Source organism: Fibrivirga algicola, from assembly GCF_011742925.1.
Taxonomy (GTDB): domain Bacteria; phylum Bacteroidota; class Bacteroidia; order Cytophagales; family Spirosomataceae; genus Fibrella; species Fibrella algicola.
In genome coordinates, this window is record NZ_WAEL01000011.1 from 30,035 (window position 1) to 47,466 (window position 17,432).

The 17,432-nt window shown below is 52.4% G+C and carries 13 protein-coding genes; 11 read left to right on the top strand and 2 right to left on the bottom strand.

Annotation, left to right across the window (positions count from 1 at the left end; all coding sequences use genetic code 11):
- Nucleotides 1-42: 42 nt before the first annotated feature.
- From uxaC to F7231_RS23980, 10 genes are all read left to right on the top strand, one after another.
- The gene (gene uxaC, locus F7231_RS23935; RefSeq protein ID WP_166693832.1) at nt 43-1,470 is read left to right on the top strand and encodes a glucuronate isomerase; all 1,428 of its coding nucleotides are present in this window, start codon (nt 43-45) and stop codon (nt 1,468-1,470) included.
- A gap of 17 nt (nt 1,471-1,487) precedes the next feature.
- Entirely contained in the window at nt 1,488-2,843 is a 1,356-nt protein-coding gene (locus tag F7231_RS23940; RefSeq protein ID WP_085413246.1) for an MFS transporter, read from the top strand.
- 56 nt (nt 2,844-2,899) lie between these two features.
- Entirely contained in the window at nt 2,900-4,309 is a 1,410-nt protein-coding gene (locus F7231_RS23945; protein WP_166693833.1) for a Gfo/Idh/MocA family protein, read from the top strand.
- A gap of 115 nt (nt 4,310-4,424) precedes the next feature.
- Complete coding sequence (locus tag F7231_RS23950; protein WP_166693834.1) at nt 4,425-5,798, top strand: putative oxidoreductase C-terminal domain-containing protein; 1,374 nt, start codon at nt 4,425-4,427, stop codon at nt 5,796-5,798.
- Nucleotides 5,799-5,868: 70 nt separating this feature from the next.
- Nucleotides 5,869-6,990 carry a Gfo/Idh/MocA family protein gene (locus F7231_RS23955; protein WP_085413243.1) on the top strand — a complete coding sequence of 374 codons (1,122 nt, stop codon included), beginning with the start codon at nt 5,869-5,871 and terminating at the stop codon, nt 6,988-6,990.
- 25 nt (nt 6,991-7,015) lie between these two features.
- Nucleotides 7,016-7,816, top strand: coding sequence for an alpha/beta fold hydrolase (locus tag F7231_RS23960; protein WP_166693835.1), 801 nt, complete (start codon nt 7,016-7,018; stop codon nt 7,814-7,816).
- Between the two features lie 273 nt (nt 7,817-8,089).
- Nucleotides 8,090-8,920 (top strand): ThuA domain-containing protein, encoded by an 831-nt coding sequence (locus tag F7231_RS23965; protein ID WP_166693836.1) that lies wholly within the window; start codon nt 8,090-8,092, stop codon nt 8,918-8,920.
- 551 nt (nt 8,921-9,471) lie between these two features.
- Nucleotides 9,472-11,046: a F0F1 ATP synthase subunit alpha gene (atpA, locus tag F7231_RS23970; RefSeq protein WP_166693837.1), complete on the top strand. Its 1,575-nt coding sequence runs from the start codon at nt 9,472-9,474 to the stop codon at nt 11,044-11,046.
- A gap of 119 nt (nt 11,047-11,165) precedes the next feature.
- Nucleotides 11,166-12,050, top strand: coding sequence for an ATP synthase F1 subunit gamma (gene atpG / locus F7231_RS23975; protein ID WP_166693838.1), 885 nt, complete (start codon nt 11,166-11,168; stop codon nt 12,048-12,050).
- Between the two features lie 517 nt (nt 12,051-12,567).
- Nucleotides 12,568-13,146 (top strand): DUF4136 domain-containing protein, encoded by a 579-nt coding sequence (locus F7231_RS23980; RefSeq protein WP_085413238.1) that lies wholly within the window; start codon nt 12,568-12,570, stop codon nt 13,144-13,146.
- Nucleotides 13,147-13,545: 399 nt separating this feature from the next.
- Here F7231_RS23980 and F7231_RS23985 read toward each other — a convergent pair whose 3' ends face one another.
- Nucleotides 13,546-14,886 (bottom strand): M23 family metallopeptidase, encoded by a 1,341-nt coding sequence (locus F7231_RS23985; RefSeq protein ID WP_166693839.1) that lies wholly within the window; start codon nt 14,884-14,886, stop codon nt 13,546-13,548.
- A 182-nt stretch (nt 14,887-15,068) separates the two neighbouring features.
- Nucleotides 15,069-16,547 carry an APC family permease gene (locus F7231_RS23990; RefSeq protein WP_166693840.1) on the bottom strand — a complete coding sequence of 493 codons (1,479 nt, stop codon included), beginning with the start codon at nt 16,545-16,547 and terminating at the stop codon, nt 15,069-15,071.
- 215 nt (nt 16,548-16,762) lie between these two features.
- Here F7231_RS23990 and F7231_RS23995 point away from each other — a divergent pair, with 215 nt between their 5' ends.
- Nucleotides 16,763-17,368 (top strand): DUF6134 family protein, encoded by a 606-nt coding sequence (locus tag F7231_RS23995; RefSeq protein ID WP_166693841.1) that lies wholly within the window; start codon nt 16,763-16,765, stop codon nt 17,366-17,368.
- Nucleotides 17,369-17,432: the final 64 nt, after the last annotated feature.

Here is a 17,432-nt window from a genome sequence, read left to right on the forward strand (position 1 = left end):
TTCGACATTTCAACTAACTGACCTTATTTCTCCAGTAATAGCATGACGCTTACCCCTACGACCATCGACCCGTTCATATCGGACAATTTTGTGCTGGAAAGTGAACCCGCCCGTGCGCTTTATTTCGATTACGTACGCGACCTACCAATTGTTGATTACCATAATCACTTGCCCCCCAATGAAATCGCGGACAATAAGCGGTACGCTAACCTGACCGAGATCTGGCTGAAAGGCGACCATTACAAATGGCGGGCCATGCGGGCGAACGGCGTACCCGAAGAGTTGATCACCGGTAATCGCGACGACTGGGACAAATTTCTGGCCTGGGCCAAAACAGTGCCCTACACCATGCGCAACCCATTGCAGCACTGGACGCAGATGGAATTGAAGCACCCCTTCGGGATCGACGACCTATTGACCGGTCAGAATGCCAGGTACGTGTATGACGCCTGCAACGAGCAGCTACACACCCGACTGACAGCCCGCACGCTTATGGATGTCCATAACGTGCAGGTAGTTTGCACGACCGACGACCCGACTGATGACCTGCGGTACCACAGTCAGTATGCAGCCGAAGGTCAGGCGCTGAAGATGTTTCCCACTTTCCGGCCCGATACGCTGCTGCCCGCCAACACCGAAGCATGGCGCCAGCAGGTAGCCAGGCTAACGGACGTGTCGGGCATTGCCGTTACCGACCTCGACTCACTGCTGGCCGCCCTGACCAGCCGCATCGACGCTTTTCATGCTTTAGGCTGCCTGGCGTCAGATCACGGACTGGAGCGTATGCCTCTCGTTTCTGAACGTACCTCCGCGCTGGAAACTGCCTGCAAACAACTACTCACGGGTCAGACGGCGCCCGATTCCGACACGATCGATCTGTTGCAGGGGTACGTGTTGCTCGAACTATGTCGTGAGTACGCCAAACGCGGCTGGGTGCAGCAGTTTCACCTGGGTGCACTGCGTAATGTGAGTACCCGCCTCTTCAACAGCCTGGGCGTAAACGTTGGTGGCGACTCGATGGGCGACTGGAGCCAGACGCAGCGGCTGGCCCAATTTCTGAACATGCTTGACCGTGATGGTCAACTAACGAAGACCGTACTGTATAACCTGAATCCAGCCGACAACGAAACGTTCGCCACCATGATCGGCAACTTCCAGGATGGGACAACGCCCGGCAAAATTCAGTGGGGATCGGGCTGGTGGTTCCTCGACCAGAAAGACGGCATGGAAAAACAGCTGAACACGCTGTCGAACATGGGACTGATCAGCCGATTCATTGGCATGGTAACCGATTCTCGGAGCTTCCTGTCGTTCTCGCGCCACGATTACTTCCGTCGAATTCTCTGCAACCTCATCGGGCAAGACATTCAGCGTGGCCTCCTGCCAAACGACCTCCCCTGGCTGGGCCAGATGGCCGCCAACATATCCTATCATAATACAGTAGATTATTTCGGCTGGACCATTCAGTAGTCATTACTTACGCGCTCATGCTAAACACCTCACCTACCCCCCCTGTGCTGGAAACAAACCAGGGCCAAACCAATTACCGATGGGTAATTGCTGCATTGCTTTTCTTTGCCACCACCATCAATTACCTCGACCGGGTGGTCATTAGCCTGCTGAAGCCCACGCTTGAAAAAGACTTCAACTGGACAGAAACAGACTACTCCAACCTGGTGGTTGTTTTTCAGGCCGCTTACGCCCTGGGGATGCTGGGAATCGGCAGCATTATTGACAAGGTGGGCACACGGATTGGCTACGCCCTGTCGATCACGGCCTGGAGTGTAGTAGGTATCGCTACTGCCTTTGCCAAAACAACGTTCGGCTTCGGCGTGGCTCGCGCGGGCCTTGGCCTGAGCGAAGCCGGTAATTTCCCGGCAGCGATCAAGACCGTAGCGGAGTGGTTTCCTAAAAAAGAACGGGCACTGGCAACAGGCATTTTCAATTCGGGTACCAACATAGGCGCGATTATCGCTCCCCTCACGGTTCCATTTATTACCGCCAATTACGGCTGGGAGTGGGCATTCATCCTTACCGGTTTAACGGGGTTCATCTGGCTGGTACTCTGGCTGACGATGTACAAAAAACCGGCCGATCATAAGAAAGTATCTGCGGGTGAACTGGCCTACATCAACAGCGATGTAGACGAACGGACCGAAGAAACAACCGCTTCCGGTGCCCTGAAGGTGTCCTGGTTCAAGTTGCTAACCTACCGCCAGACCTGGGCTTTTTTCTGTGGCAAGCTCCTGACCGACCCGATCTGGTGGTTCTACCTGTTCTGGTTACCCGCCTTTTTGAAAGCCCAGTACGGCCTTCAGGGAACCGACCTGGCGGTACCGGTGGCTTCCGTATACACGATTGCCAGCGTCGGCAGTGTGTTTGGCGGCTGGTTACCCCTGAACCTCACCCGCAAAGGCATGTCTATTTTCCGGGCCAGAAAAACAGCCATGCTCATCTACGCCCTTTGCGCGTTGCCGGTAGTTTTTGCGCAGTGGCTCGGCAGCATGAATATCTGGCTCGCGGTGTTCATCATTGGCTTTGCCGCTTCAGCTCACCAAGCCTGGAGCGCCAACATTTTCACGACGGTATCTGATATGTTTCCCCGCCGGGCAGTGGCTTCAGTCACCGGCATTGGTGGTATGGCTGGCGCAGTTGGCGGTATTTTGATTGCCCGTTTGGCTGGTCGTCTTTTCGATCACTACAAAGCCCTGGGCCATATTGAAACCGGCTACTACATTATGTTCATCATCTGTGGGTTTGCGTACCTGACAGCCTGGGGGGTGATGCACCTGCTTGTGCCTAAGTTCAAAACGATCAACCTCTCCGGACAAACGGCCGCCTAACTGCCCCAACCGGACAGCCTGTCAACCGAATCAGTCACTAGTTTCCTAAACCGATCATGACACCTAAATCTCTTTCCCGTCGGTCGTTTCTTGACCTATCGACCAAAGCAACGGCCGTTGCGGTTGGCTTCCCCACTATCGTACCGTCGTCGGTATTTGGCAAAAACGCTCCCAGCAACCGAATCAATATCGGTGCAATTGGTACGGGGCGCATTTCGCGCGGGCATGATATGCCGGGTGTCTGGCAGTACGACAATGCTAACATCATGGCCGTTTGTGACCTGGATCTCAACCGGGCCAATGATGCCAAAAAGTTGGTGAACGACTTCTATAGCAAGAAGACCGGAAAAGACTACGATGGCGTTCGGGTGTACACTGACTACCGCGAGCTATTGCAGAATAAAGATATCGACGCCGTACTCGTCAGTACCCCCGACCACTGGCACGCACCGATTGTGGTTCACGCTGTTGGCGCAGGAAAGGATGTTTATATGCAGAAGCCCGCCTCGCTTACCATTGCCGAAGGACGTATGATGGCCGACGCTGTCAAACGGTCGGGACGGATCGTGCAGGTGGGTAGTCAGCAGCGGTCGTCGAAGCAGTTTAGGTACGCTGCCGAACTGGTGCGCAACGGTCGGATTGGCGACCTGAAAACGGTGTATGTTGGCCTGCCCGGCGACCCTGGTGGCGACGAAGAACCACAGATGCCCGTTCCGAAAAACCTGAATTACGACATGTGGCTCGGTACCACGCCCGAGGTGTACTATACCGAAAAGCGGGTGCACCCACAGGTTGGCTACGACCGACCAGGCTGGTTACGTTGCGAGCAGTTTGGGGCGGGTATGATTACCGGCTGGGGCGCACACCATATCGATTGCGCTCATTGGGCTATGGACACGGAGCATACTGGCCCTGTGGAGATTTGGGGGAAAGCCGATTTCCCAAAAAGCGGTTTATGGAATGTGCACGGCATTTTCCAAACCGAGGCCCTCTACAAAAACGGGGTGAAGATGGTGGTCAGCAATGAGATTCCGAACGGCATCAAATTCGAAGGCACCAAAGGCTGGATCTTTGTTTCGCGGGGCGACGCCTCGGTCACGGCCAGCGACCCGATTGCCAAGCAAAATGCGGCTAAAGCCCTCGACGCCAGCGATCCGAAGATCATCACGTCCGTCATTGGACCGAATGAAATAAATCTGCCCGTCAGTAAAGAGCACCACGGCAACTGGCTGGAAAGCATCGTGAGCCGTAAGGAGCCTATTGCTCCGGTCGAAATCGGCCACCGCTCGTGCTCAGCCTGCCTGTTGCATCATGCTGCCATGAAACTGAATCGGAAGCTGTACTGGAATCCGGACAAGGAGCAGTTCATCAATGATCCGGAGGCGAACAAGCTTCTCTCGCGACCACAACGGAAAGAGTACGCCATTGTCGCGTCTAACGCAAAGAAGACGGCGAAGAAAGCCTAAAACGCATGAACAGGCAACGTACCTCCGTACCGTACGTAGTAGCACCGACGCTCCAGCTTCGGTAGTCAGGGCTAATTATACACTGCCGAAGCTGGAGCTTCGGTGTCACAGAACTATGAAAATTGCTTTTCCCGTTTCGCTTGCAATCGGTGCTGCTTTGTTAGTTGCTTTTCGTGGGCCAACCGCTATCGGCCCAATTAAACTAATTACACTTGACCCCGGCCATTTCCACGCGGCACTGGTACAGAAGTCGATGTATGATGGCGTTGACCCCAAGGTGCATGTGTATGCGCCAGACGGCCCCGACGTGCAGATGCACCTCGACCGGATACGTACCTACAATACCCGCGCCGACAACCCAACAAACTGGCAGGAAGAGGTTTACCGTGGTGCTGATTTCATGGCAAAAATGATGGCCGAGCGAGCGGGCAACGTGGTCGTTATGGCGGGAAATAACCGGCTGAAAACCGACTACATTCACCAGGCGGTTGGCGCAGGATTCAACGTACTGGCCGACAAACCAATGGTCATTAACGGATCGGAGTTTGGTAAGCTGCAGGAATCGTTTGCAACGGCCGCCAGGAAGAACGTACTGCTGTACGACATCATGACCGAACGGTACGAGATCACGACCATGCTGCAACGGGCGTTCTCGCGCCAGGCCGCTCTGTTTGGAACGCTCGAAAAAGGGACACCTGAGAACCCGGCCGTGACAAAAGAAAGTGTGCACCACTTCTATAAAAACGTATCGGGCAGCATCCTCACCCGGCCAGCCTGGTTTATGGACGTAGCCCAGCAAGGCGAAGGCATAGTTGACGTGACGACCCACCTGGTTGATCTGGTGCAATGGGAATGCTTTCCCGGACAAACCCTCGATTACACAAAAGATGTGCGTCTGACATCGGCTCGCCGCTGGACAACGGATATGCGACTGAGCCAGTTTAAAGCCATTACCAAACTACCCGCCTTTCCCGACTACCTGAAGAAAGACGTAGTTCAGGACAGTGTGCTGAAAGTATACAGCAACGGTGAAATCAATTACCAGTTGAAGGGTGTTCATGCCAAAGTATCAGTAGTCTGGGCCTATGCGGCTCCGGCAGGTGGTGGCGATACCCATTACTCAATCATGCGCGGCACTAAGGCCAACCTGATCATTCGGCAGGGCGCTGAGCAGCAGTATAAACCAACCCTGTACATCGAGCCCACGGCGGCGAATTCTTCACTGAGCACGTCGCTGAAAAATGTTCTACCAGCCATTCAGCGCGAGTTCCCGGGAGTTGATATCAAACCCAACAGAGCAGGTTTTGTGGTAGTGGTGCCCGAAAAATACAACGAAGGCCATGAAGCTCACTTCGGCCGGGTGATGCAGAATTATCTGACGTACCTGAAAGCTGGCAAACTACCCGCCTGGGAAGTGCCCAATATGATTACCAAATACTATACAACAACTCAGGCACTGGCGCTTGCCAAGAAAGCCCAGACCCGTTAATTTTTACGCCATCGGCCCATTGTCTGGCTGAGCAAAACCTGATTTATCCTACTCCTTGACTATTATTTTTATGAGCGCCTTATCATCTGCCAATCGTCGTACTTTTTTAAAGCAAACTACCGGTTTAGCCGCCCTGTCGGCGCTGGCTCCTGATCTCCAGGCTAGGCCAAACGCCGCTGCCTCGCGCATCAAATTCGCGGCTATTGGTCTCAACCACGGCCATATCAACGGTCAGGTGGAGGCGGTTATTCGGGGCGGGGGTGAACTGGTGGCTGTGTACGCAAAAGAGCCAGAACTGCTGGCTGCCTTCACCAAACGCTTTCCGCAGGCAAAAGCCGCTAAATCTGAAGCCGAAATCCTGGGCGACAAAAGCATTCAACTCGTTGTTAGCGCCGGTATTCCAGATGAACGGGGGCCGCTTGGTATCCGCGTAATGAAGGCAGGCAAAGATTACATGGCCGATAAGCCTGGGCTCACTACCCTTGAGCAATTGGCGCAGGTGCGTAAGGTGCAACAGGAGACGAAGCGCATTTACTCGATCATGTTCAGTGAACGGTTTGAAAATAGAGCGACCGTGAAGGCGGGTGAACTGGTAAAAGCCGGTGCAATCGGGCAGGTTATTCAGACAATTGGCCTCGGCCCCCATCGGATTAGCCTGACATCGCGGCCAGAGTGGTTTTTCGACAAAAAACGGTTTGGCGGTATTATCTGTGACATTGCCTCGCACCAGGTCGATCAATTTCTGTTCTTTACCGGGTCAACCAAAGGCGAAGTTCTGTCTTCGCAGACGGGTAATGTGCACTACCCGCAATACCCGAATTTTGAGGACTTTGGCGACCTCACGCTTCGCGGCGACAAAGGCGCGGGATACATCCGGGTCGACTGGTTTACTCCCGACGGCCTGAACACCTGGGGCGACGGCCGACTGACGATCCTGGGCACCGAAGGCTACATTGAGATCCGGAAGAACGTGGACATCGCCGGACGAACAGGCGGCAGCCACCTGTTTCTGGTTGATAAAAAGGAGACGCGCTACGTTGATTGCAGCAAGCAGGAACTCCCCTACGGTACGCAACTGGTTGACGACATTCTGAACCGGACAGAGACCGCCATGCCTCAGGCGCATTGTTTCCTAGCAACAGAACTTGCGCTGAAAGCACAGAAGAATGCCCAAAAGCTCACTATCGCCTAATACCTTCTCTTGTTGACCCTGCACTATGAAATCGAGCTGGATCTTCTTTGTGCTGCTTGTGAGTAGCCTGTCGATGCGCGGGCAATCTATTCCATATGGAAACAATGTCGCCGCTGGCAGGTACCAGTCGGTCAATGGTATTCGGCTGTATTATGAAACATATGGCAAAGGAAAACCGCTACTGTTGATTCACGGCAACGGGGGTAGCATCAGCTCATTCAGCAAGACCATCCCCTATTTTGCCCGAAACTACCGGGTCATTGCGGTTGATAGCCGGGCTCATGGTAAATCGGTAGACCCTGGCGATTCGCTTTCTTTCGAGCTGATGGCCGATGATTTTGCCGCCCTGCTAACGTCCCTCAAGATTGACTCGGCCTACGTGATCGGATGGAGCGATGGCGGCATCAATGCGTTGCTGTTGGCCATGCGGCATCCCGAAAAAGTAAAGAAACTGGTGTCTACCGGTGCCAATCTATGGCCCGATTCTACGGCGCTGGTGCCTTCGCTCTGGAATCAGATGCACAAAGGTTATTTGGAGAATAAAGACAAACCGCGCACCGGCCCGAAAGAGAAAAACGACTGGAAAGTATTCGTGCTCGACGTGCTGCACCCCAACATTCCGCTTCAAGCATTGCAGGCTATTAAGTCGCCCTCCCTGATTATAGCCGGCGACCGCGATGTGATCGCAACGGAACATACCGTAGCCATTGCACAGAACGTACCCAACTCCTGGCTTTGGATCGTGCCCAACTGCGGCCACGCCACCCTGATCGATCGTGCGGCCGAATTCAACAATAAAGTCAGTGAGTTCTTTCGGTTCAAATAACCTGAATCGTGTAGTAAACATCCATTTTGTAACCCGTAGGGGTGATATGTGAATAGAAGAAAGATGCCTTAGCGCATACCAGGTCCCGGCAGGAGCGACATGTAAAAATGCGAGCAAAAATACATATCACCCCTGCCGGGGCTAAGCCGTTTTTGGACCAATTATCGCAAGTAACGTATTACCCATGGGTTACAAATTCAAAGCCTATAATTCGCATTAATCAACTGTTAACTAAATCCTTACGCCATAAATCATCAAGATCATTTCGCCACCATGTACAGATTCAGCCTGTCCGCACTGCTTTTTTTCGTAACGACCTGTTCTGCAGTCAACGCCCAGTCAGATCGTGTCAACTGGAAGCGGGTAAAGGTGCTAGTGTATACCAGAAACGGGAAGGGGTACGTCCACGACAACATCCCCTTTGCGGTGGCGTGCATCCAGAAACTCGGGCTGAAACATGGCTTCAAGGTAGATACAACGTCGAAACCCGATGCGTTTAGCGAGGCTAAACTGGGCCAATACACGGCTCTGATCTTTGCCAGTACCAACAACGACGTATTTGACACAGACAACCAGCGACTGGCTTTCCGACGATACATCGAGGCAGGTGGCGGGTTTGTTGGCATTCATTCGGTGTTGGGCACTGAGCGCAACTGGCCGTGGTTCAAGCGTATGATGGGCGGGACATTTTTGTGGCATCCCAAGTTTCAGCCTTATAAACTGCGCGTGCTGGCAACGAAACATTCGTCAATGACGAACGTACCTACGGTCTGGTCTAAATCAGACGAATGCTACTTTATGAAAGAATTGTCGCCCGGTCCAACTGTGGTGCTGGCACACGACCTTACATCGTTAAGCACGGAGGAGGCCGAGAAAGTCAAAACATCAGCGGGTCCATTCAATGAGTTATATCCGGCGGCCTGGTACTACGACTTCGACGGAGGGTATACCTGGTGCACGGCGCTCGGTCATGACAAAAAAGACTACGCCGATCCAACATTTGTCAACCACCTCTTTCAGGGACTCAGGTACGTTGTTAGCCAAGTAAAAACGATTGATATCAGCAAAGCATACGCTCAAACGGCAACCGAAGCAATTCGCTGACGGGAATTATCCACACTTCACGTATTTTCCTCGGTAAATCCTCCGTATCGCTTAGCACTCAATTCCGGATTGCTGAACCACAGCTTATGGCAAACCGCTAGTTCGGTTACAACTCTGCATTCTACAAGATGGTGATGTGTTTACGTGTTCTATTGATAGGGCACTCGTTCCCATTACCGTTGACGAGAAAAACAGGCGTTTTGGTACTCCGTTGACTAGCCACATCCTATGCGTTGTTATCATACCACTATTTGTTGACAAGCAAGTACCTGTCACATTCTGCAAATCAAGTCATTTGCCATAGATCGTTCTACATTGGTTTCCCAAGCTAGTCCTTTTTACTGCTATCGAACTAACTACATTAAGTTGGCCATCTTATGGGATATTAAAAGTGTGCAACCAGAAGAGTACACAAGCGTTTTACTGTCCCGTCATTCTTAGAATAGTCTAAGAAATCACAGCTTTGTCGGGCCTTAATCGGTGTTTTATCGAATTTTAACCGTACCTTTGCGCCCGAAAATTAATCTCTAACTAACGATTTCTCAGACTATATGGTGTCCGTAAGACCCGATGAGGTATCAGCTATCCTTCGTGCCCAGCTTGCTGGAGCGCAGACCGAAGCTGAACTCGAAGAAGTGGGTACGGTGCTACAAATCGGCGACGGTGTGGCGCGTATCTACGGTTTGTCTAAAGTACAGGCCGGTGAACTGCTCGCCTTCAACAATGGCTTGCAGGCACTCGCTCTTAACCTTGAAGAAGACAACGTCGGCGCAGTATTGCTCGGCGACTACTCAGAGGTAAAGGAGGGTGATACTGTTAAGCGCACCAGCCAGATTGCTTACGTCAACGTAGGTGAAGGCATCCTCGGCCGTGTTGTAAACACACTTGGTCAACCCATCGACGGTAACGGACCCATTCAGGGCGAGACCTTTGAGATGCCCCTGGAGCGTAAAGCCCCTGGCGTTATCTACCGTCAGCCGGTAACTGAGCCTCTCCAGACGGGTATCAAAGCTATCGACGCCATGATCCCCATCGGTCGTGGTCAGCGTGAATTGATCATTGGTGACCGTCAGACAGGTAAAACTGCCGTGGCGATCGATACGATCATCAACCAGCGCGAGTTCTTCGAAAAAGGCGAGCCTGTTTATTGTATCTACGTTGCCTGCGGACAGAAAGCATCAACGATCAAGCAGATCGAAGCTACATTGCGCAAAGCGGGTGCTATGGATTACACGGTAATCGTTGCCGCTGCTGCTTCTGACCCATCACCCATGCAATTCTTTGCGCCATTTACGGGTGCCGCCATTGGTGAGTACTTCCGTGACACGGGTCGCCCTGCACTGGTAGTTTATGATGACCTGTCGAAGCAAGCCGTATCATACCGTGAGGTATCACTGCTGCTGCGTCGCCCACCAGGACGCGAAGCCTACCCAGGTGACGTATTCTACCTGCACAGCCGTCTGCTCGAGCGGGCCGCTAAAATCAACCAGAACGACGACATTGCCAGTGAAATGAACGACCTGCCACCAAGCCTGAAAGGCAAGGTAAAAGGTGGTGGATCACTGACAGCCCTGCCAATCATTGAAACGCAGGCCGGTGACGTATCAGCGTACATACCGACAAACGTGATCTCGATCACAGACGGTCAGATCTTCCTGGAGTCTAACCTGTTCAACGCCGGTATCCGTCCTGCCATTAACGTAGGTATCTCGGTATCACGCGTGGGTGGTAACGCCCAGATCAAGTCGATGAAGAAAGTAGCAGGTACGTTGAAACTGGATCAGGCCCAGTTCCGCGAACTGGAAGCCTTCGCCAAATTCGGCTCTGACCTTGACGCCTCTACAAAGCTGACCATCGACCGCGGTCGCCGGAACCAGGAGATGCTGAAGCAGCCTCAATACTCACCTGTACCGGTTGAGCAGCAGGTCGCCATTATCTACGCGTCGACTAATGGTTTGCTGGACAAAGTACCAGTTGACAAAGTGAAAGAGTTCGAGTCAGAATTCAACATGCTGCTTCAGACGCAGTATGCCGATGCCCTGACCGATCTTCGGAAAGGTAACCTGAGCGATACGGCTACGTCAGCCATTCGTAAAGTAGTTGCTGATTTGACCGCGAAATATTAAAAAGAAGTTTGAGGTTTACTGTTTGTCGTTTGATGCTGCCTTGCCGAATCAACTACCGGTTGTCTTTGCAGCGTACCATCAAACTTCAACCAGTGGACTGCGAACTTTAAACTACAAAAATGGCCAGTTTAAAGGAAGTACGCAGCCGGATTACGTCGGTGAACTCAACGCAGCAGATCACCAAAGCCATGAAAATGGTGGCGGCGGCCAAGTTGCGGCGGGCTCAGGATGCGATCACGCAGATGCGTCCATTTGCCCAGAAATTGAGCGAAATGCTCGGAACCGTTTCAGCGGGTGCCGAAGCCGCCGCCGACAGCCCGTACAAGCAGGCCCGGCCCGTACAAAACGTACTGCTGATTCTGGTTACGTCTGATCGTGGTCTGTGCGGTGCTTTCAACACCAACGTGGTGAAAGCGGCTATGGTCCGCATCAGTGAGAAATACGCTGAGCAGGCCCGTCGTGGAACAGTACAGGTAATGGCCATTGGCAAGAAAGGAGCCGAAGCCATGCAGCGTCGGGGCTTTAAAGTCAACACAAACCACGTTAATGCCTTCAGTTCGCTCAGCTTCTCTACAGTTCGCGAAGCGGCCGAAGAAGCCATGGAACAGTTCGTTAATGGCGAATTCGATGTGGTTGACGTGATTTATAACGAATTCAGAAACGTAGCTACGCAGATCATCCGTGCCGAACAGATGCTGCCAATCGTGGCGACACCTGCGCCAGCCGGTGTAACAACGAGCGTAAACTACAGCTTTGAACCCAGCGAAGACGAAATCATCACGGAGTTGATTCCAAAGACGCTCAAGATTCAACTGTATAAAGCAGTGCTGGAATCGAACGCTTCGGAACACGGTGCCCGGATGACGGCGATGGACAAGGCTACTGAGAATGCCGGCGAATTGCTGAAAGAACTCCGCTTGATCTACAACCGGACTCGTCAGGCGGCAATCACCAAAGAGATTCTTGAAATTGTCGGTGGCGCAGAAGCACTATCAGGCGAGTAATACAAGACGACACCACTATGCTATCGAACCCGTAGCCAGCAATGGCTGCGGGTTTTTGTTGTTTTAAAGAGTAGAAACAAGATGTAAGTAGACATCAGAGACTACTGTACTGATATGAGGCATGAGCTATCACTGAGCTTCTGTCTATTGTATAGCAAAAAAATAGCTAGCTCACACTGCAACTAGTGGTCCTGAATTGGGATCATTTATAGAGGTTGACGTTGTACAAGGCAGCGCCAATTTCAGATTAGAGTTTGATTAGAAAGGCAGACAGGCACACTGCTATATACCCACGCCCATACTTCTTTATATTCCTGATATACAGTACATTAGCTAGTACATCTCACCTCTTAAGAACCCATAAAAGATGAACCTTTGCTAATAAGATCTCGTTATTACTATGCCACACAATAGCAGCCGTTTGCGTACCGTTTATTGGTAGTCTACGACGATTGTTTTTCCTGTGGGACCTTACCCTGCGTCGGGCAGACGATTGATTTTCTAACAACACATAACCATGCATATCAAAGGCTTAGTAGCGGGTTTATTTGTAGCGGGTCTACTCGCTTCCTGTGCACCGTCGATTGCCGTTAAATACGACTACGACCCTAAAGTGAATGTACGCCAGTTCAGCACGTACCGCATCGAAGCTGACCGGCAACGTAACGCTGACCCTATTGTGGGCAGTAACCTGAATCAACGCCGTATTGCTGAGGCGCTCGACCAATCGCTACAGGGCTTAGGCTACAAACCAACCGAAGACCTCGGCGCTGATCTGGTCGTTCGGTTCTTTACCGACTCGAAAGATCGCCAGCAAGTGCAGTCGACTGGTATGGGTAGCCCTTACGGTTGGGGCGGCTGGGGCTGGGGCGGCATGAACAACCAGGTTTATTCGCGTCAGTACGAAGAGAACCGGGTCGTTGTGAATGTCTATGATAGTCGGACAAACAATATTGTTTGGCAAGGATGGGCAACCGGCCAGCTGAACACGAAGAAAAATGAACGCAACCGCGACCTCGCCTTCCGTGAAACAGTGGTAAGTATCATGAAAAACTTCCCACAGAGCGCAGGGCAGGATTACGGTGCAGCGCGGTAATTTGTGAGATTTAACGAAAAAAATAGTAACCTAAGGCCCTGATTCTCGTCTAAGAATCGGGGCCTTTTGGTTTATTATGCACAGTAAACCAGTACTACCGGCGACATCGGTAATGTCAACTTCATCAAAACGAATAGTTTACGCACTCTTCATCGGGTTCGGGTTGTTTCTTCTCGGCACAGCGGCACTGTTGTGGGTCGATACTCAGCGTATAGAACGTCATACGGACGAATTAAACGATTTACGCCTTCACTTAAGTGGCCGCGATCATGATGTCGAGCTGCTTCGGAAGCAGCTACGCGCCTGTTGTCCGGATAGTTCGCTGTCGGTGAAACATAGGCAGCTTGCTAACCGACGCAAAGTCGCCATCACTGATGGATGGAGTCACTAGCGGCTTCTTCAGCTTCCCGGTTTAAGTAACCAACCAATTTGTCCAGCGGTACCCTGTACAAGCAGAAAGTTAGGTAGTTGCGCCAACACACGTACTGTTACGCCTGCTGTTAGGGTTGTAATTACCGCTGCCCTGGGATGGGCCTCGTCTAAAAGAGGCGTTGGTACGCCAACCAGCTCGGTTCTGATTGGCTTGCCTATCGGCTCAAAGCTCTCCCGCAGCACATACCCTGTGCTTCCATTCGGTAAGGCAACCCGAAGCCATTTAGCGGTCCCACCCTGCACAGTCAGAAACTGCTGACGGGTTAGCTCCCGCAAAACAGGCGAATCACTGCCCGGAGCCAGCCGTAATTGCGTGCGGGCTATTGTGATACGCACGGAGTCGCCAAGCAACGAAGCCGCCGGTAATTCCTGACGGGCTGGACCAGGCCCAAGCCGAACATACGGTAACGGATCGACAGCCCCCGAATCGAAGGAATAGATCCCAAAATGGAGATGAGGGCCGGTTGTTCGGGCGTTTCCGGTATTGCCAACGAACCCGACCGTATCGCCCACGCTGACACGCTGGCCATCGGTCACGTTGAAGCTATCAAGGTGGGCGTAATAGAGGCGCTGCTGCCGCTCATTGTCGGTCAGAAACACCACGTTTCCGCCCAACTCGTTTACGCCTACTCGCGAGATAGTACCATTGACCGATGCGAGGGCTGGTGTACCCCTAGGAGCGAAAATATCGATGCCTTCGTGCCGACGGCGGCCGCCGTCACGATCTACGCCAAAATAGCTGCTTATCTGGCGGCTAGTGCGCCCCTTTACCGGAAAGCTTAGCACCGGATCGCGGGTGACAGTAAAGGTGTAGTTGCCTGACCGAAGTAATTCCGGTTGAATCCGGATCAGGTGCGTCTGGGTACGTCGTGGCTCCCAGACCAGCTCGGCATCGGCACTACTATCAGCGTTGGCTTTGGCAAAGGCTACCAGATCAGGCTCGCCATTTCCTAACGCGAACACGTCGATGAACACACGTCCAGCCTGCCGCCCCTGCACCGCTACGCGAATAGTGAATTTATCGCCCCGGCTTCCGTTGATACGATAGCCGATGGCTACAGGTTTGGCAGCGGCAAAATAGCCACTTTCGCGGTAAGGTACCGAAATACGGAGCGAATCACCAAGCGCCTGCTGCGCAGCGGTAGCCCAGTCGAGACCCAGCGCGGTTTTATCGAGTTGAGCCGTTTTCAGCGACCGCTCATATTGTTCGTGTGGTGTGTTGGCGCGAAAAACGCTACTCCCGGGCCCACTACTTGTACAGGCGGCCGTATAGGCCACTAACCCAATCAGAATGACTAATACTTTCATAATGTGAGAACATAGCCCTCCACTTTTCACGTGGCAACTGACTATGTTCTCTTAACGACCAGCGAACGGCTATGTTTCACCTGAATGGTGACAGGATCGCACTTAAGCATCCTGCCTCAGCAGACTCAATCTGTTGAATCGCTGTGCTGGGCTACGATAAATTAACGTGTGTTTCTGGCCACTCATGAACGTTTGGTCCAGTAATAAACCGGCACCCCAATACCAGCGATTACCAAACCCATGCCTGTATTGAACCGGGTTTGCGGGTCGATCAGCAGGATCAGGCAGATACCGATGCCGGCAATCATATACAGGGCGGGTACAAATGGGTAGCCAAACGCACGATAAGGCCGATCGGTGTTGGGTTCTTTGACCCGGAGTAAAAACAACCCACCAATCGTGACAATGTAGAACACCAGCGAAGCGAAGGTGCAGTAATCGAGCAGGTCGCCGTATTTGCCCGACAGGCAGAGCAGCGACGCCCAGCCACACTGTAGCCAGAGCGCGGCCCCAGGCACCGAATTCTTATTTAGCTTACTGGCCGATTTCAGGAACAGACCATCGGTCGCCATGGCGTAATATAAGCGAGCTCCCGACAGTATCAGGCCGTTATTGCAGCCAAACGTTGAGACCATGATCAGTACAGCCATGATACCCACGGCTACATCGCCAAACACCATTGAAGCGGCAGCGGTACCAATACGGTCAAATTCAGCAAACTGCATACCCCGGCCCACCACAGTAGCGGCATCAGGTATACCTTTAAGCGGCAAAACCGCCAAGTACGCAATGTTAGCCAGCGCATATATCGTGGTTACCAGCAAGGTGCCAAAGAAGAGGCTCAGCGGAATGTTACGGCTCGGATTCTTGATTTCGCCCGCAATGAAGGTGACGTTGTTCCAGGCATCAGCTGAGAACAGAGAACCAATCATGGATACGCCAAAGGCCAGCAACAGAGCTGTACCAACCAGTGGCGTGATGCTAACGGCGTTGGTGACAGGATCAACGACCGTTTTAGTAGCCGTCCAGGCGTCCTGAAAATTGGCCGACAGCGAGCCGTTTGCCATACCAAATCCGATGCCCAGTAAGATCAATCCAAACAGGGCGACGAGTTTAGCCGAGGTGAAGACATTCTGGATCAACTTACCACTTTGTACCCCCCGGCTGTTTAGCCAGGTCAGCAGCACAATGCTGCCTATGGCAAAAAATTTCCCCAGCGAAAACGTCACCGGACCGATGGCAAACCAGGTGATTTCGGGGTTGAGAGCGGGCACAAACACCGCAGTAAATTTGGTAAAGGCCACGGCGACTGCGGCGATGGTACCAGTTTGAATGACGGTGAAGACTGTCCAGCCATACACGAAACCCAGTAGCGGATTGTAAGCGCGCTGAATGTACACGTACTGCCCGCCGGCCTTGGGCATCATGCCAGCCAGTTCACCGTAGCTCAGGGCAGCAGCAACGGTCAGGATACCCGTCATGATCCAGAGCATCATCAGCCAGCCGGGCGACCCCAGGTTGCGGGCCATGGAAGCCGTCACAATAAAAATACCTGACCCGATCATAGACCCCGACACAATCAGGGTAGAGTCGAGCAGGCCGAGAGATCGATTGAAGTGAGCAGATGACGCGGTAGAATCTGTCGTTGTTGATGGTGTCATAAATAGGCCAAACGGTCGAAAAAGGGTAGTATTCGTTTCTCTGTGGCAAGAACGACCAAACAAAACAGATTACAAAACAGCATAGACAGGGAATAAACTGGGACCGGACGAATCGGCCTCACCGAATCGCCAGGCAGGTCAGCCCCAAACCAGTCCCGATCGTATTGCGTACTGTATGGTGTAAACAAATTGCCCGACAGGCCCCTTACTAGTTTATGCGTCATCTTCTACTTCTACTAAGCCTATTTGGCTTTTCTACTCGCTCCAATGCCCAGCAACCGACCGAAACGCATCACTACGCCATCGAGATAGCCGGGGCCCGCATTGGCACGATGACTGCCACGCGCCAGCAATTGACCAACAACGAAGTGGTGTACACCCAGATCAGCGACGTGAAGGTCAACTTTCTAGTCTATAAACTGACAATCTATTACAAAGTGATTAGCCGCCTGAAAAACGGACAGCTGATGCTGGCTACGGTGGAAGCACATACCAATAAAGGCAATTACAGCTCACGTACCGAATGGATGGGGAACCACTACGACATTGTTGCCAATCAATACAAATATGATCATAAATCAACGGAATCGCGGAAAATTGACTTTACCGTCTCGATGCTGTACTTTAGCGAACCAACTGGCCGTCAGCGGGTCTATGCCGAATACTTCGGCGACTACTTTACCCTGACGCCCAGCCCACGCCCAGGCTACCGGGCAAGACTAGCCGACCGTGAAGACGAGTATGTCTACGAAAAAGGTCGATTAGTGCAGGTGATCAAAAAGAATGCACTGAAGAATTTTAACATTCGGCTGCTGGATTGAGCCGAACGAGGAGCGCGATAGAGGAGAGTTAGCCACCAGCAGTACCCGTACCCGCCTAATGCAG